Below are 19,984 nucleotides of genomic sequence, written 5' to 3' on the forward strand. Positions count from 1 at the left end.
GTTATTTTTATTATCGGTATATAAAAGCTTTTAAATTCTTTATATAACCGAACCGGATCATAATAAAGTACAACAGTTGTAGGAGGAAGAATCCAATAATCGTTAGAACTCCTGATGGAACTACGTTAATATAACCGCCTTCCCGCTGTAATATATGCAAGGCAAATCCTGTATCAACAACGGCAAGTACAAATGGCAGAAAGAAAAGGATTGCCATTTGTATGGATGCACTTTTCGCCATTTCTGCTTCGCTTAGACCTATTTTTGCGAGCGATTTGTATTTTTCCCGTTCCTCATATAAATCCGTGAATAGACGGAAGTATAAGAAACTACCAGAGGCAATGAAAAAGACAATCGCTATAAACAGACCAATAAATAAACTTAAACTTGGCATTTGAACAGTTATAAAATAATGAATCGCTTTTGACACATAGTTTGCATCTGGATTGTAAGTTTTTCCAACGATATGACTTTCAATATTTCTACTGATATCGAGGCTTTCTTTCCAATTCTCGAAATTAAAACCAATGAAGGAAACTTGTTTAAAATGTTGGTGTAATTGTTTAAAAGTATTCTCGTTTACAATCAGTACGTCTGAGGAAGAAAGGATCGGTTTTTCATAAGAATGTACCCGCAAATCAATCGAAACTTGACTTTGTTGGTCGAACAGCTGAAGTTCGGGATGAACCTTTTGGGTATTTATTTGTCCAAAGAGAATCCCTTCTTGGTCTGCAAGTGTCACGGTCACCCGCTCTAAAATTTGTTTAGGCAAGCTTATCTCAGAAATAACAATGAGAATAGAACTGTGATCCCCTTGTTTGTATTTAGATTGAATCGCTTCAAATTTGTCTTCAGTGTAATCAATGTTTTGCGAAGCAAACTGCTTTTCGATGAATTGGACTTGTTGTTGTTCCTCTTGATTAATAGAATAGGAGAGATACTCCATTTCGTAAAGCGATTCTTGTTGAGAAAACGATGATTTAACCGTTGCAAGCGTGCCGATAGCGGTAAAAGTAACAGCTAAAACAATACTTACGATAAAAAACAAGCGTGCATTATCTCTGACACGATACATTAAGTCGGAAACCCAAAGGAGATTCATTCCTTTTCGGTAAAAGGTTTTACTTCGTTTCAATAGCTTAAGCATCCATACACTCAATTGACTGTAAAAGAAGTATGTCCCGAATACTGTGGATATCAAAATAACGACAAGATTCTTTGTATCAATTTCCGCAGTCAATGCCATTCCAAATCCCGTCACTAAGAATAAAGTGCCAAGAACTGTGAAAAACAGAGATGGTTTAGGTTCTTTTTTGGGCTTTTGCGTTCCCTTTAACAAAGCAAGCGTGTTTTTTTTATAAATAGTAAATAAAGTGAATTGTGAGATAATCATAAACAAAAGAAAAAATACGACTGCTGTAACAATAATTGCTTTCCACGGAACATATAGCGGTAGCGGCTCCATTTCCACGATATACGTTCCTGCTGTAAAAAACATTTTGGCGAGGACTGTGCCTCCAACGATCCCAGTGAGAATCGAGGCAATCCCGATAATCATATTTTCTAACGTGATTAACCAGCGAAATTTCATAGGTGATATACCTAAAATGGTCAAAATCCCGAATTCCTTGCTTCGAGTTTTTAAAAATGCACTAACGGAGTACAAAATGAATAAAATTGAAAAAATAAATATAATCCATTCAGCAAATACCATTCCCTTTTTGGCAAAGGTATTTATATAACCATTTTTTAAAGCGGGATGGAAAATAAACATGGCGAACATGTAGAATATCATGACTGCAAATGAACTGCTTAAATAAAACGCTAAGTATGACCGCAGATTCCGAAGCACATTTTTATAAGCGAACTGAGGAAAGGTCATTCATATCTCCTCCTAACATCGATAAGGCATCCATGATTTGCTGAAAAAATACCTGCTGATTAGAGCCGCGATGAATTTCATTGTATAGTTCTCCGTCCTTAATGAATACGATACGATGGCAATAGCTTGCTGCAAAGGGATCGTGCGTAACCATCAACATAGTGGTTTGGTCGATTTCATTAATGGCTTGCATGGCTCCCATTACATCCTTCGATGACTTGGAATCTAAGTTTCCTGTCGGCTCATCAGCTAAAAGAAGCGAGGGGCGATGAATAATAGCTCTAGCGATTGCCGTCCTTTGTTTTTGCCCGCCAGAAACTTCGTAAGTTCGTTTGTTTAATATCGATTGGATCCCTAATTTTTCAGCAATGCTTCGCAAGTTTTCATCAATGGTTGCTGATTTAATATTCTCTAAGGTAAGCGGCAAGATAATGTTTTCTTCCAACGTTAACGTGTCTAATAAATTAAAATCTTGAAATACAAATCCAAGTTCTCTTCTGCGGAATTGAGCCAGCCTTCCTTTCTTTAATTGATGAGGGTTTTGCTCATTTATAAGGATTTCCCCGGATGTCGGTTTATCGATGGTGGATATTAAATTCAATAACGTCGTTTTTCCAGATCCAGATGGACCCATGATTCCAATAAATTCACCTTTTTCAACATTAAAGGAAATATTGGTCAAGGCTTGAAAAGGTGCCTTTCCATCATATTTTTTATTGATATGCTTTACCCGCAATAGATCTGCCATTAGATTGCCCTCCTTCAATTGTTAACAACTTGATTGTATAAGAAAATGAATTAGAGAAGAATTGAATTACCTTAAACCACAATTACATTTTTGTAAGATTGAGAAAAAACCTTTTAATTTATAACTTACACTTTAGTAAGATAATAAAAAAAGCGTTGCCTTATTTATACTTTAGGCAATGCTTTCTAATATTACCCATTTGAATGTTCGATATTCGCAAGGGTAAATTTCGTAAAATATATTTTGAAGATTGTGCCGCTTCCAGCATTCGACTCCAAGGTTATTTCATGTTGAAGTTTATTCATTATTTCTTTCACTAAATAAAGTCCTAACCCAGTTGACTCATGATTTAACCTACCATTAACGCCTGTGAAATACTTTTCGAACACTCTTTTTAGATCCTCCGGCGGAATTCCAATTCCGAAATCTTGTATCTCTAACACAATGTGCTCTTCGAAGCTTTCAATTTTGAAATTCAATTTACTTTTCTGATTTGAATATTTCAGTGCATTCGAGATAATTTGACCGATCGCAAACTGGAGCCATTTTTTATCGCTAAAAACAAATATCCCTTGTTCCGGAAACAGTTTTAGAGGAGTAATTTGGTATTGAATAAACAATCTTTTGTTTTCTTTGATGATTTCGCTAATAAAATTTTGGAGCAGGACTTTTTCAATTGTATAGTCTTTCTCGAACATCGACAGCCTCGATGAGTAAAGAACGGTTTGTAATCCAACTTCTAATCGATACAGCTCTTTTCGAATGTTTTGAAATATGAGGTCGTCATTTTCCTGAATCATTAAATGAATAACGCTTAAAGGGGTTTTCATTTGATGAACCCATTGATTGATAAACGTTACTCTTTCATTTAAATCAGTTTGAACTTGTTGAAATTTATTTATGAGCATTTGCGTCTGCACGGTTTGCTTTTCGCTAAGGGCTTCTGCGAATTGACTATTTCCAAAATGAGGTACGGAAAACTCTTCATTCGAATTGTTTTGTAACAGCCAATCATATATTTTCTTATCTTGTATCCATCGATAAGCAATAAATGAACAGGTTGTTAGGATTTGAATAGAAAAAACATAAAATAAATGATCCAATGATTGAAATCCTAAGAACCAGTAGTACCCAAAAACAAATATGCCTTGTACAAAAGTAAGAAATATAAGAGATAAATGAGAGTGTACGAACAATTTCATTCGATATCCTCCCACGTTTGCTTCATTTTATAACCTGCACCTCGAATCGTTTCAATAGCATCTTGAATTCCTAGATTAGAAAGCCGTTTTCTAACCCTGGTAATATATACATTTAATGTATTTTCATCAACATATAGATCTGTATCCCACATTTTTTCCATCAAACGATCTCGGCTTGTAATTTTATCCCCACGCTCCAAAAGAACCTCAAGCAAATAAGCTTCTTTCTTTGAAACCTCGATGGTCTGCGAACGAAATTTAAGCTCCATTCTTTCGGGTAAAAATATTAATCCATGAAAATTAATGGTCCTTTCACCCTGGATAGCAGCATATTCTCCGTATGCTCTTCGTAAATGACTCTTTACTTTTGCGATAACCATATCATAGGAAAAAGGCTTGGTTATATAGTCATCCCCACCGTTTTCAAGAGCCATGATTTGGTCCATCGTTCCTTCGCGTGCGGATATAAATATAATTGGGCACGTGGAATGTTTACGAATTTTCCTGCACCAATAATAGCCGTCATAGGAAGGCAAATTAATATCTAATAAGACCAAATGAGGGTCTGTTTTTAAAAACAATTCTAAAATATTATCGAAGTGTTGAGGTGCGATAACAGTATAACCGAATTTTTGCATATGCTCTGTTAAGAGTTTTTGTAGATCTTGATTATCTTCTACAATCATAATACTTTCCATCAATTTTACCCCTTTTTACTAATCACTGTAATATTTTGTGATTTACAAATTAATTATATACTCCTTGTAATGCTTGCCGAAGAACAGAGCAATATAGGACTAAATGCTTGCTCATTTCTTTAAGACTATTATAACGCTCTGATTCTATTGTTGTTAAAATTAAACTTTTGTTCGCTATTTTTAATTTATGTTGAATATCTTATCTTTAATTCTCCAATGATGACTAATGAGGTAATCCCATTGGAAAATGATGGACTTTGTGTCCCGGTTGGAAGTTTTGTGAATTCGTGGGGGAACATGTAGCATTAAATAAAACTATGAAGCGGCTTTTGAATCTCGATAGATTTTTACTAGAATTTTTACTTTTATATGTTTATCTATGACGATTTTTCCCCAATCTAAGTGATTTTAATCTAGCCATTATTTCTTCCATTTCACCCTCTTTTAGAATTGCAATTACATATTGTTGATGAAAACATTTCGAACAATGGCGATCAAATGATTGGTCATCATAAATGATGTCTATAATCCATTCATGTTTGCATTTTTGTTGTTGGTTAGTATCCGACATGACAATCACCCCCTTTTTTAAAGTTTTCCGGAAACCACCTTATTTCCCTCTAAAGTTGATATTAGTCGTTTCAGTTTCCAACTTTATTTTTCAATAAAAAAAGAACCGGTGAAAACCAGTTCCCAACTTATTATTAAAACGTACTTATATTTGCGATTTAAAAACATAGGTCACACTTGAAGATCTAGTTCCCAACTTTATTTTTCACTAACATGCAAATAAGCAAATATTAATGTCTGGTGGTAACAAAATCGTGAACCAGTAAGTGCAAGGTTGTTCTGAGCTGAGGCTCAGAGCAACCTTTGTTTTTTACTTAGACAATCTTCCCTCTTAACTATAGCCAAAGAAACCGGAATGCTATCTGGAGCTGATTTTAGTGCAATGAATATAGAAATATGGCGGATTCCTTATCTCTGATATAGACAAGAAAGGGCGTTAAGCCCTCAAGATCATGCTTGGACTTAAAGACCTTTTCGTACGGTAATCCCCGATTTTAAAAAGCTTATGCATGGTTCTCTCACTTAGAAATATCCACACCAATGACCGAATTCATTTTATTACTCCCAGAGTAAATTCGCCGGCAGCTCCTAAAAATTATTGTTGTCCACTCTATCACATGTGCTACGGGAATCAATGTCCCAAACAGCCTAAACATGGTTTAACACATAGGGGGGTTGTTTTTTGCAAGTGAAAAGTGCCTAGTTTTGCTGCGAAAAATGCCTAGGACACCTGCCAGTTAAAACTTACTGCGGAATTCGCTCCATAGCTTGTTTGAATCGGAAACTCTCACCACCAAAAGACAGGATATGCGCGTGGTGTACCAGGCGATCAACAAGCGCAGAGGTGAGCTTCGTGTCCCCAAATATCGAGGTCCATTGACCGAATTCTAAATTGGAGGTCACGATCACGCTCTGCTGTTCATAACAATCGGCAATGACGTTAAACAGTAGCTCCGACCCCGTTTGGCTAAAAGGGACATAACCTACCTCGTCCAAGATAATTAGATCCATTTTCCTTAGCTTCTCTCGAAAGCGACTCAGCGTGCCTGCTGCGAACTTCTCTTGCAGGATCGCCACAAGGTCTGAAGCTCGAGAGAATTGTACCGCATGCCCTCGCCTGCAAGCCTCCACCCCCAGAGCAGTGGCCATATGGGTTTTACCTGTTCCGACCGCACCCATCAACAGCAAGTTTTCTCGTCTTTCTAACCATGTCATATCCAACAATATGTCGAGCGTACAACCAGCAGGAAACGTAATATGGTCTTTCACATACCCCTCAAAGGTCTTCAAATGGGGGAAGCCTGCCTGTTGGACAAGTTTCCCTAGTTTTGCCCGTCGTCTGCCTTCTCTCTCGGCCAATAACAGCTGTTCCACTAATTCCTGTGTGCGTTCGTCTTGCTGTTGAACGACATATTCTACCACATGAGCCAGGCGGAGCTGCCGGCATAGTTCTGTCAGATCATTTCTCACCTCAGCTCACCCCCATTAGGCGATCATAACGCCCTAGAGAATCGCTTCCTGCGTACCAGGCGGAGATAGCGTTTCAACCCATGCTGCTGGAATATCCCGGTTCATTTGCTTTAATCCAAGCGCAGCTGTTACCTGAGCAATCGTGGCCTCGTTATGTGTCTCCTGCAGCGTTTGTCCAATCTGTGTGATCGGGTAAACACCTGACCAATGGGCTAGCGCCTGCAATCGCTCTTTGCGCAACATCAAATCTGTTATGCGAACATACTGTTGAACCGCTTCTGGCAGCATCCGGACGAATTGCGAATGGTTGACGCTTCGGGGCTTGCGCAGCAGGTTGGTGAATACCTGTACCCATGGAACATCCGCTGTTCTGCCGGTGTACGGTCGTGGTACTTCTCGTACTGTCTGCTGTCCTTGTGTCAGGATAACATGCCGATCCCAGAAGGTCTGAATGAGTACTTCACTGCCAGGTGAAACCAAGCCGACTAACGGGAAGGAGGTGTTCTCAATTCGGATTTCCCCGTACTTGTTGACCACTGCTGCACTCATTCGGTAGGACTCAAAAGTCACTTCAGGCAGCGTTAGCAGATGACGACGGTCCTCTTCCCATAGACTAGCGATACGCTCTTTCTTGGCGTAGTGTGGACGCTCACGGTCCTGCTGCGCCTGCTCGGCAAAGTAGGCGGCCAACTGCTCATGGCTTTCATAGATGGGAATAGGTACAGCCCAATTTCGCTTGGCATAGCCACATTTGCTTTCGACATGCCCTTTTTCGTGGCCGCTGTATGGATTACAGAATACTGCTTCCATCCGGTAGTGAGCACAGAATCTTTGAAAGCCTTCCGTCAACTGTCGTTCTCCATGTTTTTCGATGTGAACTACTGCAGCGGATAGGTTGTCGAACCAGACCCGACGAGGAACACCACCCATTTGTGTAAAACACTGCTTCATACCTTCTAGGAAGCATTCCTGGTTTTCTGCTGGTGTAGGGTAGAGGAATGCTGCATTGCTTGAAGGAAATGAAACCACCAGCAGTTTGTAGGTAAGCAATTGCTGATCACGACTAACCTGAATCGTGGTGAAGTCGACTTGTGCTTCTCCTGGTGGATGTTCTAGTCGTTCATAAGATTTCGCACGCTCCAAGACCATTTCATTCTTTCGTCTCTTAACGTAGGCTAATACCGTACGTTGTCCACCCGTGAATGCATATTCGGCTTGCAATCGATGAAAGATTCTCACCCCAGTGTGTCTCTGCTTGCGAGGGAGTAACTGATCCTCCTCCAGCCACGTATCCACAATTTCCATAAAAGGCCCCATCACCGGGCTATTGCTTCTTCGTTTATTGATGTTTTCATTCCAATTATCTTTATCTGCATACCGTTTGGCTGTTCTCCAATGAATCCCTACTTGTCTTGCAATCTCATTCACCGAGCAGCCTTCTGCTTCACGTAAAAATTTGATATACTCTTGTTGAGGCATTTTCAGCATTCCTTCCAGTCTCCTTCGTCAGTTCTCGCAAACCTAACGATAGGAGGATAATAGGATGCTGGCAAGTGTCTCTTTTTTTGCATTTTAGCTAGGCACGTTTACGCTGCAATATTCGGCACTTTTAGTATGCAATATACAGGGGGTAACGGAATACTTGCGGGATCCGTGTCCCATGGGCAGAAACGTTCGAGCCCCGGCTACTGCAATCTTGCGACCAATACAAAGAGAGGTCGACCAGAAAGATCTGGTGACCTCATAATACGATTGGGCAGGATAACGCAATGGATGCTTAGCCGATATAATGGACAGAATTGCTAGATGGCTTCATAATGTGGGAGACTTTGCGTTGTGTCAGCTGAGCCGGTTATTATCCGAATCAGATGACGTCGCTTGGCGTATCCGTTCATAAAATCCGATTAATCGATACTTACAAGGGGTACAGCCGACATACGTGTAAAACAGGTCACTCTGTCCGATGAAAATATAGTTTTAGACTGGAAAATAAACTGTTAGACTAGGAAAATAAAGTAGTAGACTGAGAAAATAAAGTTTTAGACTGAATAGAGCCATTAAGCTAACTAGCAGAATTCTTCAATAAAGCCTATTGACCTGTGATAATATTGAGGTATCTAAATTGCCTATGCGAGGTGCAAATTGAAGAAAACTGTCATGGAACCAATCTTCATTTAAGGTTTTGAATCCTCAAATCATGAATTGTGGTAGATGTGCGAATTGTGGTTGTTGGACAACGGATAAGGAAAAGCATAACGCGATTTTTGGACTAGATAATGGAGCGGTACACAATAATAAATTGCATTGTGATGAGTGTTTGCCTGCCGATCATAATTGGGCTATTTAATTGAACTATCTAAATAGGTCAGTCTTTGGAGGTTTCATGAAATTATTGAATTGGTGTTTCGATGATGACACAGTGGGTCCTTTAGATGAATGGAATTGGGTTGAAGTCACCCTGACTTTTGAAGATGGAAGCAAGCGGTGGAGCATCTTATACACACCAGACAGGCTAAAAAATAATCTTTTCAGATTGAATATCGACCCTCCAGGATTGTTCATCAAACATATGATAATTGTAAGGAGCTATGCTGAAGATGATGTTGAACGAACATTACGCTATTTAGAGAGTGAAAATGAGTTGTTTGATGCTTCAAAGCCATTGAACTAACGAGGAACTATAGCTTAATAAAGACATCGCGATAGCCGGTCATGACGTGTCGTTTTCACGCTAATGGGTAGGATAATGCCAATTATGTCTAGAAATAAATGGATAATATTGATATCTGTGAAAAGAAGGTCAACGATGAAAGCCGAAATAACTAGAATTTTAAACGATGTTAATTCTTTTACTGATATTTGGGTTAAGTCAGATTTGAGAAATAATGATTTTAAAATCATTGATATACCAAATAGAAATCTGCCTCGAGGAGATGGGATAGAGACATTAACTTTAATGTTATGCCCAAATGTCTTTAGTTCAACAGAAGAAGCATTTGCAACAATGTTAAAAAAGTTTATTTACTATAACGAGGAGTGGGCTGATGATCAATACGGTGGAACGATTGAGTCTTGGTTTGACCCACTAAGGACATTCTGGCTTCCCGAGTATATAAAACAGAACACTTTTGAAGTGTTACCTTCCGACGAATTTGTTGATTCTCTAAGAAAAGATCTCGTAAGGATATGTAACAAAAATAATGAAATTCTTTTCACATCTATCCCTGAAGTCTTAAATGATCTAAATGTTATTGGGTTTAACAAGGGATTACTTTGTCAAGATGCATTTGGTATCTCAACAGAAATATGCTTTTTTTACTCTTGGTGGATTGGTTATTAAGCTAAAGAGGAACTTTAGTTCAATCCCTACCTGACGACGGCAGCTGGCACACTAAAGGCTACCATTGTCCATTGAAGTAACGGAGAACGATAGCTGAAGGTAGCATGGGATAACTCTATTTACAGGAGAAACAAAATGTTCGATTCTAACAAAAAGAAATACTTCCTTTCATCCAATCAGATTTTAAGGTTGATCGATTCCCAAGAAGGCTGTATTGCAACTGACCGGATAACGGTTGATGGTTGCAAGGTGAGGTTCATGTATAAAGAAGAGCCTCATCAAAATGGGTGGCCTGATAGTGGATGGCGCTTTATGGCTGGAGATGAAGATCAAGATTACATGGATAATCCTAATAATCACACCGTATTTCAGGTTAATACAATATGTAACTATGATCCCAAAATAATTCCACTCTTGGATTCGCCTTCGGGTTCAGCTTACATTAGGGGGACAGATGGGAAGTTTGAACTTGATGAGGAGTGGAAGGATCCAGAAGACTGAAAATATTGTTTATCTGATCTTAGTGCTTTAAACTATCTGGGACACGTTAGTTTAACGAAACAGCGACAGTCTAGGACTTTATTTTCTTGTCCTTGGCCGTCGCTGTTTCTATTTCTAGGCGCAGTCTAGAACTTATTCTTCAAAAGCTGACGCTCTCCCAACTCCAAATTCGCGTTAAATGAACAACTCCAGTCTAGGACATTATTTTCTTTGGACACACTCGACACTTCCCATAATTATAGTTTAAATTGTTGGAGAATATCCTTCATATCAAAGACCAGTAGACTCATTGCTTTGTAAGATTCGGATACTTCCTTCATGGCTGTTAGCTGTTCTTCGCTTGCAGTTGCTACATGTTGGGCGAATTGTCCGGCATCCGTTGCGATTTTTGCGAACTCATGCACCGTAGCTGACACTTGTTGTGAACCGGCTGACATTTGTTCCAGGGAAACCGAGGTCTCCTGTATTTGATCTACCATTTTACGAATCCCTTCCATGATTTGCTGGAAGAGGCCTCCAGCCTCGATCATTTTTAACTTTCCTTTTTCAACTACTTCTATGCCGGAGTAGACATATTGATCCACAACTTTCGAATGAGTTTCTACTTCCAGCACACTCCTTCTTGCTTCCTCTGAAAATTGTTTCGTTTGCTCTGCCAGTTTCCTGATCTCAGAGGCAACAACAGCAAATCCTTTTCCTTTATCCCCAGCACGAGCAGCTTCAATACTAGCGTTTAAAGATAAAAGATTGGTTTGGGTGCTAATTTCTTGAATAGCGCCAATCATTTTGGTTATCAGCTGTGTTCGCCCATGCAGGTCTTTCATTGCATTAGAGGTTTGCATAACGGTCTTGCTTGCGCTTTCAATTAATTCAATGGCATGATTAACAAAATTCCCACCCTCTGTTGCAATTTGTGAAGTGGTTTGCGACGATTCAAAGATGTCACTGGAAGTTTCAGAAATACGTTGGATGCCGATTGATAATTCTTCGATCGCTTTTGCGCTGTCAAGAGCTCCACGAACTTGCGTTTCCGCACCTTTTGCTACTTCGTGAATAATACTAGCGATATTATTAGCTTCTGAGCTCGTACGGGATGAAGTTTCTGAAAAATCATGAAACGCCTTTGTGAGTTCAGCCGAATGATGGGAGACACGCCTAAACATTTCACCCATGATTAAAGGTAAGCGTCTAACAAGAAGGTGTATTCCAAGTCAGTCTAGATTTTGAGACAATTCCCTTAGAGTAAGTCGTTGGAGTTTTTCGACTCTACTCGAAAAACTCTAATGGGAGTGTGTTCAATTGCAAACTCTAGAAATGAGGAATCGCTATCGGCTTCAGCAGTGGACCGAGATTGTTCGTGACTGCCGCTCCAGTGGTCAGACTGTGGTTCGATGGTGTGCCGAGCACGAGGTCAGTGTGAAAAGCTATTATTACTGGCTTCGGAAAATCCGTGAAGCTGCTTGTGAATCCCTTCCTGCTTTCTCCTCTCCGAATGAACCAACTCTAGTGCCGGTCCCTCCATCTTTGCGGACGAACGCCTCACGTTCCGAAGCAAGTCATGAACAAGCGGCGATCATCCTTCGTACGGATGCCGTTACGATCGAAATTCATCAGCATGCGTCTACCGTACTTCTCGAACAGACGCTTCGCATCCTGCATTATGTTCGGTGACATTTCTAAGGCTGATCAACTGTATATTGCCTGTGGTTATACGGATATGCGAAAATCTATTGACGGTCTTATTCTCGTGGTGCAGCATCAGCTACAATTGAACCCGTTTCAGAATCATTTGTTTTTGTTCTGCGGTCGCAAGCGCGATCGAATGAAAGCCTTGTACTGGGAAGGTGATGGCTTCGTCCTGTTATACAAGCGACTGGAATCAGGTCAATACCAGTGGCCCATGGATGCGGAGGCCGTACGCTCGATCACGCCACAGGAGTTTCGGTGGTTGCTGGAGGGGCTATCCATCCATCAGCCGAAAGCGGTCAAAAAGCTTGATTTTACCCCTTCCATCTAAGTCGTAACAGAGCCAAAAACCTTTGCGAAATCTGGGTTTATACCTGCTTCTATGTTATAATGGTAGACATAGAAGACAGTGAAGGAACGGTATCTCATGAGCCCCTCGGAACAGCTACAAAAAATGGAACATCGCATCGGCGACCTGGAAAAAGAGAATAAGCGGCTACAAGAAACCGTGCAATTTCTAACGCAGAAGCTTTACGGCAAAAGCTCCGAGAAAACAGCTCTCCTCCCCGTAGGAGTGGAGCAACTGTCTTTATTTGATGAGGCAGAGACAGCAGCTTCACGAACTGCACAAGAGCCGACCACCCAGCAGATCCAAAGCTACCAGCGGAAGAAGCAGGTAGGTGAACGAGCGGAGCTGCTTCAGGATCTTCCGCATGAAAAGCGACTATTTCAGGTTCAGGACCGTTGTTGTGACGTATGTCATAGCGAGCTTGTCTTGGTGGGCGAAGAGTTTGTGCGCACGGAGGTGGAGTTTATCCCTGCCCGTGTTCAAGCCATTGCTATCTACAGAGAAACCCTGGAGTGCCGGACATGCCGTAAAGAGGACAAACCTCAAATGAAAAAGGCAGCGACGCCTACGCCGGTCATCCAGCATTCGATGGCCTCCGCTTCCTCTGTGGCATGGGTCATGCACCAGAAATTTGTGAACAGCATGCCCCTGTACCGTCAGGAGAAGGAATGGAAGAGCATCGGTCTTGATCTGAGTAGAGCCACTATGGCGAATTGGATGATTGCGGCCTCAAGAGACTGGCTGAAACCACTCGTGAATCGACTGCATGGGCTGCTTGTAAAAGAGCGATATCTTCATGCAGATGAAACGCCCTTGCAGGTGATGAATGAGAAGGGACGGAAGAACACGACTGACTCTTACATGTGGATCTACAGCAGTGGGCAGCATAGTGAGCATCCCATACGAATCTTTGAATACCAACCAGGGCGAGGGGCGAAGTACCCGCAAGCGTTCCTGAAAGGATTCAAGGGATATCTACATAGCGACGCCTACTCGGGCTATGCGAATCTAACAGGGACAACATCCTGCCTGTGCTGGGCGCATCTTAGACGTAAGTTTGTTGAGGCGTTGCCACCAGAGGCGAAGCAGTCTGCAGAGTCGCTTGCAAGTAGAGGAGTCGCTTATTGCAACAAGCTTTTCGAGCTGGAGTCACAGTTTAAGTCACATACTGCTGAAGATCGAAAGGAGCAACGTCTGGTGCAGGAAAAACCTGTACTCGATGCTTTTTGGTCATGGGTAGAAACGGCCAAAGGTAAAGTTCTTCCTAAATCCAAGCTAGGCGAAGCACTGAAGTATGCGCATAACCATAAGCAAGAGTTGATGAATTACTTACAAGATGGGAACTGTGTGATCTCGAACAATTTAGCTGAAAACAGCATTCGTCCCTTTACCGTGGGTCGTAAAAACTGGTTGTTCAGCGGCAGCCCACGGGGTGCAACCGCAAGTGCAGCGATCTACAGCATCGTAGAGACCGCAAAGGCAAATGGATTGAACCCGTACAAATATCTAGTTTATCTGTTGCAACAATTACCATCGGCTGCATTTCGCCAGCAACCAGAGCTACTTGATGCGTGCCTTCCATGGAGTACGGAGGTTCAAAAACATTGTACATAACGCAGAGCCTGTGGATCTTCATGAACCATGGGTTTTTCTTTTGCAATACACCTGGTTATTAGACGCTTACGATTAAAGCTGCGTGGTTGAGATTTTCCCCTATTGTATTGAAAATACTTTCGTTCTTTTTCTTAACCGAATAGGTGAAGTCGGCTGCTGACAGTCGTTCGGACATTTCAACGAGTTCCAGCAATACTTCCATATCGTCAGAATTCAATGCTGTCGGGCTAGGGCTAGCCCTCCATATTTTTAAAGTATATTGCAGAACCGCAAATGCAGAGACCGAAAGAATGGTAACGGTAATATGTATGAAGACAGGACTGCTTTTCAATGTGAAACCGATTACAGAAATCGTTGCGTTTATGAGTGAAAATACTTTCACTAGAAGGAAGAGCAAGTTCCCTTTTCTATGTATCCCCATACAACGAACCTCCTTTATTTGCTTCAGTTTTGTAACAAACAGTACATGAAATTCTATTGGTCTACAAGAAAATCTTTACGTATTTTTGTCAACAAGGTTAGGGACAAAATTCAATTAATAATCCCCCATATGGTCGCTAGAAATGAATTCGCTGTATTGATATGTAATCTTGTCGAGGTAAGCAGCATCATTATCCTATGAGCTGTCAAGATCTGCGGACATACCGGGCTTGCCGACATGTATATAGTTCGGATCCTCGTGCAGGCTTAGGCCAATACCATGAGCGAGAAGGTCAAGCACGACGCAGAAGTCGGTTAGATAACCTTATATCCAAAAGTAGATTGCACTAACGATGAATGTTAGCATTCAATAAAATAGCGGCAGCCTTTCTAGGACTGGGCGCTGTTTCAGTTGTGGTGGCCAGTCTAGTTTCATACTCTTCCGTCAGCTGCCTGTTTAAAATAGAAATGTTGTGAAAATTGTGTATATTCACCTTGAATTTTGGCGATCCGATGATTAAGAGAATCCCCAGATTGCAAAACTATAACCAATTCGTGTTTATTAGCATTCATGCATAGTTTGACAAGTTCATAAATGATAACGACAATAATAGTAATCAAAAAAAGAACTGTAAGGAGGGATTTCACTGTGGACCAAATCCGCCTAACGGAATTAGTAGGACACTGGCTAAAGCTAACTTATCGCAATTTGAGCAATTATCTAGATAGTCGCTTACAAGAATATGATCTCACCAGTTCACAACTTGGAGTCCTGATGCTCTTATGGGAACAAGAAGGGGTCACTCAAAAAGAGATCCAAACAGCAGTTGGAGTTCGATCCGCCTCACTTACTTTCTTGATCAAAGGATTAGATCAAAAAGGTTTGATCGTCCGAAAAACGGACGAATTGGATACTCGCTTAAATCGAGTGTTTTTGACAGAGAAGAGCAGAGCCCTGAAAGAGGATTGTTTGCAGCTTGTTATGGAAACAGAAAATAAATTAGCACAAGGAGTTGAACTTGGCAAAATTGAAGAGATGGTAGGAATCTTAAAACAATGTAATAAAAACATATTAGATGAATGATATTCGAGGCGTGCCGCAGTTAATTTGGGGTGGGGGAAGTACCTACCCTGGCATTGACTCTGAATAAGCTTTTGTATTATCATTTAGTTAGATATCTAACAATAAGATATCTAGCTAAATGTCACTGAAATAGTCAGAAAGGAGGAAAGCGAATTATTGTCGATCCAATGTTTAGTCCAACCGGTTCCTTTCCCACCATTCCCAATACGGCAGATCGGCACATGTAATTGCTGTATTTGGCACCGCGAAGTGGGAAGGGATTACATTCACTCCGACCCTTGATCGTCATGGTAAGGGAGAAATGGCTAATCAATTGGGGCCGGTTTCGGGTTTTATTTTGGATGCGGAAAAGGAACCTGTATTGTTCATCGCTGGAGATACGGTGTGGCACAAAGATGTAAATGAAGCAATTATTAGATACTGTTCGGATGTTATCATCCTTTATGCGGGAGCAGCATCATCGTCGTGCATATGGAGGCTCACAAATTTATATTCCAAAAGATGGGGAGATGATTTATTTATAATGGCTGCATTAATGATGAATCCGGAGTTGCTGCCCATTGCATTTGATGATGCAATCAATGGTCAAAACCTTGAGCGTGTTATAGCTTTGTATACGGAGGATGCCTCGATGCGGACGCAATTTGATGAACTGCTTACGGGGACTGACGCCATCGTGAGTGGGATCAGTAGAATGTTTTTAGCAAAACCATACCTCAAAAACACGGTAAAGCGTTCAATCATCGCAGGTGATATCGCACTGCTTATCGTAGATTGGGTGATGGAACTAACGGACTCAACAGGCCAAAGGTTTACTACCACAGGAACAGCAACGAATGTTGCAAAGCAAATGGCGGATGGTTCTTGGCGTCTACACGTTACAAACCCTTTGGGTATTATGTAATGATGAATCCTTTTCCACGTAATTGAAATAAGTTTCAGATCGAACAGAGACAGCCTGGGACGTAATGATCCCAGGCTGTCTCTGTTTTTATTTATTGGACGGGAAACGGTGAACTGGAGAAGATCTCTCTATATTCTCTTGAACGCTTCATTGGTATTGCGTATTGTTGATTCGATTTACTGCTTAATTTGCCTGTTTAGAAGCAATACACGCATAATTTTCGCCAATCCACGACAAATTATAAGCAATATACGTTAAGTGAACGCAATTTCAGTGTGTTATCATTTTTTTAGAACATAACAACACGATTCGCTTGGCTAGAAGGGAGGAGCCACTTGGTCATCCATACTCCCACCAATCTCGCATTGCAAAAACTCGGTATTTATGTAAGGGCGAATGCAGATGACTGGCAATACAGCTGGCCGGTTCATACCCACGAAGGACTGGAAGTCTATTATTTCATTCGTGGAGATGCTAATTATGTAATTGGTGATATTATCTACGAATTGGCGCCGGGGGATATGCTTCTTTTCCCGGGGAGCACCATGCATAGGGTGAATCCAACGAAAGACGTCCCTTATATTCGCAGCTATGTGAACTTCACCCCAAGTTTTTTGCGAGAGCAGATGTCCGGGGAAATGTTTGAGAAAATGATGTCTTTGTTTGAAGCGCCGAATGGTCTCTTAATTCGCTGGTCTGTTGAAGAACGCAGTGAAATGGAAACGTTTTTTCGGGCCATTCATCGGGAGAATGAACGGGAAGCATTTGGATTTGAGGTTGTGCTCAAGACGATGCTGGTTCAAATGCTTATTGCGATTTACAGGAAATCCAAACGATTGCATGAATTCGTGCCTGCCCAGCAGCAGTCGCACACTCAAGCGAATGTCCAAAGGATTCTCCAATACATTAATCAGCATTATAGGGAAAATTTCTCTCTAACGGAATTGTCTAACGAGCTTCATTTAAACAAATATTATATTTGCCATTGCTTCAAAGATGTTACCGGTTTTACCATCAACAATTATGTCATCAGCAAACGAATTGAAGAAGCGAAGAAGATGCTGCTGACGACAGATGAGCCTATTGGCATCATTTCCGATGCGCTCGGATTTAATACGGCGGTTCACTTCAGCAGGTCTTTTAAAAATTATGCGGGCGTCTCGCCACAGCAGTACCGTAAACAAGGCGGCTAACCTAAAGCCGATACTGCTTGAACTCGAACACCTGCATCCAAAACATGAAGAATGGGGTAGACACATGAACAAACTTATGAAAACGGTCACCATTGCAATGGTATTCGTTCTTCTAACGGTTTTAACCGCTTGCGGCTCGAAAGAATCGGCTGATGGCGGAAACGGCGCTGGTAAAAAAGCATCTCTGGATTTTGTTTGGTTCTCCGACGGTAATGAAGGCGAGATCATGAAGAGCATCATCAATGATTATCAAACGAAAAATCCGAATATCACTGTAAATTTGATTGAAGTGCCTTACAAAGACCTGGGAACGAAGCTGAAGACGATGATTTCAGGCGGAAAGCCGCCGGCTCTTGCGCGGATCAGTACAACGGAGCTTGGCGCATTTGCTAACCAGGCGATCGATTTGTCTGCGAGCAATGGCGGTTTGGACAGCTACACGGCTCAATATGTGGATTCGATTAAGCCTTTCTATGTAGTGAATGGTAAAGCGGTTGCCGCTCCGATGGACGTAACGGCGAACGGTTTGATTTATAATAAAACGCTGTTTGACAAAGCAGGTGTGAAGGTTCCTACATCGCAAGATAACATCTGGACTTGGGATGAGTTCTCCGCAGCGCTGAAGCAAGTCATGGACAAAGGCGGAGCGAAGTACGGAATGGTATGGGACTACACACCTCAGCGCTGGTCGACTCTGCTGTATCAATTTGGCGGCAGCATGATGAGCGAGGATGGAACGAAAGCAACGATCAACAATGAAGCGGGTGTGAAAGCTGCCGAGTATTTCAAAAAGCTGCACGATGACGGCATTATGCCTACATCCGTATGGCTTGGCGGAGACAACCCGAACAACCTGTTCCGTACAGGTTCCGTTGCGGCACACTTCGCAGGTAACTGGATGATTGGTAACTACAAGGATATTCAGAATTTTCAGTGGGGCGTAACCTACATGCCAAAAGGCACAACGCGTTCTTCCGTGCCAGGCGGTAAATTCGCTATGGCTTTCCAAAAGTCCGGCGTTGAGAAGGAAGCCACAGATTTCATTAACTACATCTCCAGCAAAGAAGTAAACGCGAAATATTGTACGGATGCGCTGTTCCTCAGCCCGCGTAAAGACAACTCCAAGCTCGAATATGCATTCGGTAAAGATATGATGGAGCTGTTCTCCAATGAGCTGAACAACACGGTTCCGGCTGCAGCACAAGATTGGTCCCGACAAACGATCGTGCCGAAATTCAGCAACGACCTGAAAACAACACTTTCGGATATTATTGGCGGCAAGACGTCCGCAAAAGACGGAATGGACAAAGTTGCTCAATTGATCGATAAAGCCATCGCTAGTGAAAAGAAATAGTGTAAAAAACCAAGAGCTGCCGGGTTCACCCGGCAGCGGTTCTTTTAGAAAGGAGAATGCTTGATGTCCACACAAGCCTCGGCTGTAAAGAGGGTGAAGAAACGTCGCCCAGATCAGTCCATGGGATGGACGCCGTATCTGTTCGTGCTCCCTAACCTGCTGATTTTTTCCGTATTTATTGTTATTCCAACCATTATCGGCTTCGTATATTCGTTTCATCAATATGATGGACTCAACCCGATGGAATTCGTGGGGTTTGATAATTATAAAGAGATTTTCAAGGACTCTGAGTTTTGGGGTGCCTTAGGGAAAACAGCTCGCTATGCTGTAATTGCGGTTCCATCGATTTATTGCGTTTCCTTGGCGGTAGCGATGATGCTCATTCAGCCGCTTCGGGCGAAAGGACTGTTCCGATCCATTTTTTACTGGCCTACGATGATCTCTTATATTATTGTCGGTTTGACTTGGAAGTGGATTTTCGGTGATTTCGGGATTATGAATTACGTGCTGAGTTTGTTTGGCAGTGAGCCGATTCAGTTCATGTCGAATCCATTCTTCGCGAACCTATCGGTCATCATTGCAACGGTGTGGTCACGTCTCGGATTTTATATGGTTATCTTCATGGCAGGTCTTCAAGCCATTCCGATTGACTATTACGAGGCGGCACGACTGGACGGAGCATCCAAGATTCGGGTATTCCGCAGTATTACGCTGCCTCTTCTTAAGCCAACAACAGTTCTTGTTGTGATGCTTGCACTTATCGATGCCTTCAAAGCGTACCCGTTATTGTTCGCACTGACAGGCGGCGGTCCTGGTAAAGAAACAACCTTTATTGTGCAGTACATTTACGAAACGGGCTTTGCGAAGCAGGAGCTTGGTATGGCGAGCGCGATGTCGGTGGTATTGTTTGTCCTGATCTGCTTGTTTACCGCACTTCAGAATAAATTGTCTAAGGGAGGCGAGGACTAA

20 protein-coding genes are annotated in these 19,984 nt (G+C 41.8%); 11 read left to right on the top strand and 9 right to left on the bottom strand.

What is annotated here, in order from left to right:
• Window positions 1-10: 10 nt before the first annotated feature.
• The 7 genes from L0M14_RS00390 to istA all read right to left on the bottom strand — a co-directional run bounded on the left by L0M14_RS00390 (window position 11) and on the right by istA (window position 8,058).
• A complete protein-coding gene (locus L0M14_RS00390; protein WP_235120158.1) occupies window positions 11-1,882 on the bottom strand; it encodes an ABC transporter permease in 1,872 nt (623 codons plus the stop codon).
• On the bottom strand, window positions 1,857-2,630 hold the full coding sequence (locus L0M14_RS00395) for an ABC transporter ATP-binding protein (protein ID WP_235120159.1): 774 nt from the start codon (window positions 2,628-2,630) through the stop codon (window positions 1,857-1,859). Before L0M14_RS00395 ends, L0M14_RS00390 begins: the two co-directional genes overlap by 26 nt.
• Window positions 2,631-2,821: 191 nt before the next feature.
• Window positions 2,822-3,832, bottom strand: a complete 1,011-nt coding sequence (locus L0M14_RS00400) for a sensor histidine kinase (RefSeq protein WP_235120160.1) — start codon at window positions 3,830-3,832, stop codon at window positions 2,822-2,824.
• On the bottom strand, window positions 3,829-4,530 hold the full coding sequence (locus L0M14_RS00405; protein ID WP_235120161.1) for a response regulator transcription factor: 702 nt from the start codon (window positions 4,528-4,530) through the stop codon (window positions 3,829-3,831). Before L0M14_RS00405 ends, L0M14_RS00400 begins: the two co-directional genes overlap by 4 nt.
• Window positions 4,531-4,903: 373 nt before the next feature.
• Complete coding sequence (locus L0M14_RS00410) at window positions 4,904-5,101, bottom strand: hypothetical protein (RefSeq protein ID WP_235120162.1); 198 nt, start codon at window positions 5,099-5,101, stop codon at window positions 4,904-4,906.
• A 743-nt stretch (window positions 5,102-5,844) separates the two neighbouring features.
• A complete protein-coding gene (istB, locus tag L0M14_RS00415) occupies window positions 5,845-6,570 on the bottom strand; it encodes an IS21-like element helper ATPase IstB (RefSeq protein WP_235120163.1) in 726 nt (241 codons plus the stop codon).
• Window positions 6,571-6,603: 33 nt separating this feature from the next.
• Window positions 6,604-8,058: an IS21 family transposase gene (istA, locus tag L0M14_RS00420; protein WP_235120164.1), complete on the bottom strand. Its 1,455-nt coding sequence runs from the start codon at window positions 8,056-8,058 to the stop codon at window positions 6,604-6,606.
• A gap of 895 nt (window positions 8,059-8,953) precedes the next feature.
• Between istA and L0M14_RS00425 the strand changes: the two genes are divergently transcribed.
• The 3 genes from L0M14_RS00425 (at window position 8,954) to L0M14_RS00435 (ending at window position 10,411) form a co-directional block, all read left to right on the top strand.
• The gene (locus L0M14_RS00425; RefSeq protein ID WP_235120165.1) at window positions 8,954-9,241 is read left to right on the top strand and encodes a hypothetical protein; all 288 of its coding nucleotides are present in this window, start codon (window positions 8,954-8,956) and stop codon (window positions 9,239-9,241) included.
• Window positions 9,242-9,376: 135 nt separating this feature from the next.
• The gene (locus tag L0M14_RS00430) at window positions 9,377-9,910 is read left to right on the top strand and encodes a hypothetical protein (protein ID WP_235120166.1); all 534 of its coding nucleotides are present in this window, start codon (window positions 9,377-9,379) and stop codon (window positions 9,908-9,910) included.
• Between the two features lie 135 nt (window positions 9,911-10,045).
• Window positions 10,046-10,411, top strand: coding sequence for a DUF2185 domain-containing protein (locus L0M14_RS00435; protein ID WP_235120167.1), 366 nt, complete (start codon window positions 10,046-10,048; stop codon window positions 10,409-10,411).
• 236 nt (window positions 10,412-10,647) lie between these two features.
• On the opposite strand, the gene L0M14_RS00440 is transcribed toward L0M14_RS00435, so the two are convergent.
• Entirely contained in the window at window positions 10,648-11,583 is a 936-nt protein-coding gene (locus L0M14_RS00440; protein ID WP_235120168.1) for a methyl-accepting chemotaxis protein, read from the bottom strand.
• A gap of 127 nt (window positions 11,584-11,710) precedes the next feature.
• Between L0M14_RS00440 and tnpA the strand changes: the two genes are divergently transcribed.
• The 3 genes from tnpA to tnpC all read left to right on the top strand — a co-directional run bounded on the left by tnpA (window position 11,711) and on the right by tnpC (window position 14,060).
• Window positions 11,711-12,082 carry an IS66 family insertion sequence element accessory protein TnpA gene (gene tnpA, locus L0M14_RS00445; protein ID WP_235119388.1) on the top strand — a complete coding sequence of 124 codons (372 nt, stop codon included), beginning with the start codon at window positions 11,711-11,713 and terminating at the stop codon, window positions 12,080-12,082.
• 46 nt (window positions 12,083-12,128) lie between these two features.
• Window positions 12,129-12,428 carry an IS66 family insertion sequence element accessory protein TnpB gene (tnpB, locus tag L0M14_RS00450; protein ID WP_235119387.1) on the top strand — a complete coding sequence of 100 codons (300 nt, stop codon included), beginning with the start codon at window positions 12,129-12,131 and terminating at the stop codon, window positions 12,426-12,428.
• Between the two features lie 96 nt (window positions 12,429-12,524).
• The gene (gene tnpC / locus L0M14_RS00455) at window positions 12,525-14,060 is read left to right on the top strand and encodes an IS66 family transposase (RefSeq protein WP_235119386.1); all 1,536 of its coding nucleotides are present in this window, start codon (window positions 12,525-12,527) and stop codon (window positions 14,058-14,060) included.
• Between the two features lie 58 nt (window positions 14,061-14,118).
• Here tnpC and L0M14_RS00460 read toward each other — a convergent pair whose 3' ends face one another.
• A complete protein-coding gene (locus L0M14_RS00460; RefSeq protein ID WP_235120169.1) occupies window positions 14,119-14,481 on the bottom strand; it encodes a hypothetical protein in 363 nt (120 codons plus the stop codon).
• A gap of 648 nt (window positions 14,482-15,129) precedes the next feature.
• Here L0M14_RS00460 and L0M14_RS00465 point away from each other — a divergent pair.
• The 5 genes from L0M14_RS00465 to L0M14_RS00485 all read left to right on the top strand — a co-directional run bounded on the left by L0M14_RS00465 (window position 15,130) and on the right by L0M14_RS00485 (window position 19,984).
• Window positions 15,130-15,564: a MarR family winged helix-turn-helix transcriptional regulator gene (locus L0M14_RS00465; protein ID WP_235120170.1), complete on the top strand. Its 435-nt coding sequence runs from the start codon at window positions 15,130-15,132 to the stop codon at window positions 15,562-15,564.
• 301 nt (window positions 15,565-15,865) lie between these two features.
• A complete protein-coding gene (locus tag L0M14_RS00470; RefSeq protein WP_235120171.1) occupies window positions 15,866-16,468 on the top strand; it encodes a YybH family protein in 603 nt (200 codons plus the stop codon).
• 335 nt (window positions 16,469-16,803) lie between these two features.
• Complete coding sequence (locus L0M14_RS00475) at window positions 16,804-17,661, top strand: AraC family transcriptional regulator (RefSeq protein WP_235120172.1); 858 nt, start codon at window positions 16,804-16,806, stop codon at window positions 17,659-17,661.
• Window positions 17,662-17,725: 64 nt separating this feature from the next.
• The gene (locus L0M14_RS00480) at window positions 17,726-19,015 is read left to right on the top strand and encodes an ABC transporter substrate-binding protein (RefSeq protein WP_235120173.1); all 1,290 of its coding nucleotides are present in this window, start codon (window positions 17,726-17,728) and stop codon (window positions 19,013-19,015) included.
• A 63-nt stretch (window positions 19,016-19,078) separates the two neighbouring features.
• A complete protein-coding gene (locus tag L0M14_RS00485) occupies window positions 19,079-19,984 on the top strand; it encodes a carbohydrate ABC transporter permease (RefSeq protein WP_235120174.1) in 906 nt (301 codons plus the stop codon).

This window comes from Paenibacillus hexagrammi (genome assembly GCF_021513275.1).
Taxonomy (GTDB): Bacteria; Bacillota; Bacilli; order Paenibacillales; family NBRC-103111; genus Paenibacillus_E; species Paenibacillus_E hexagrammi.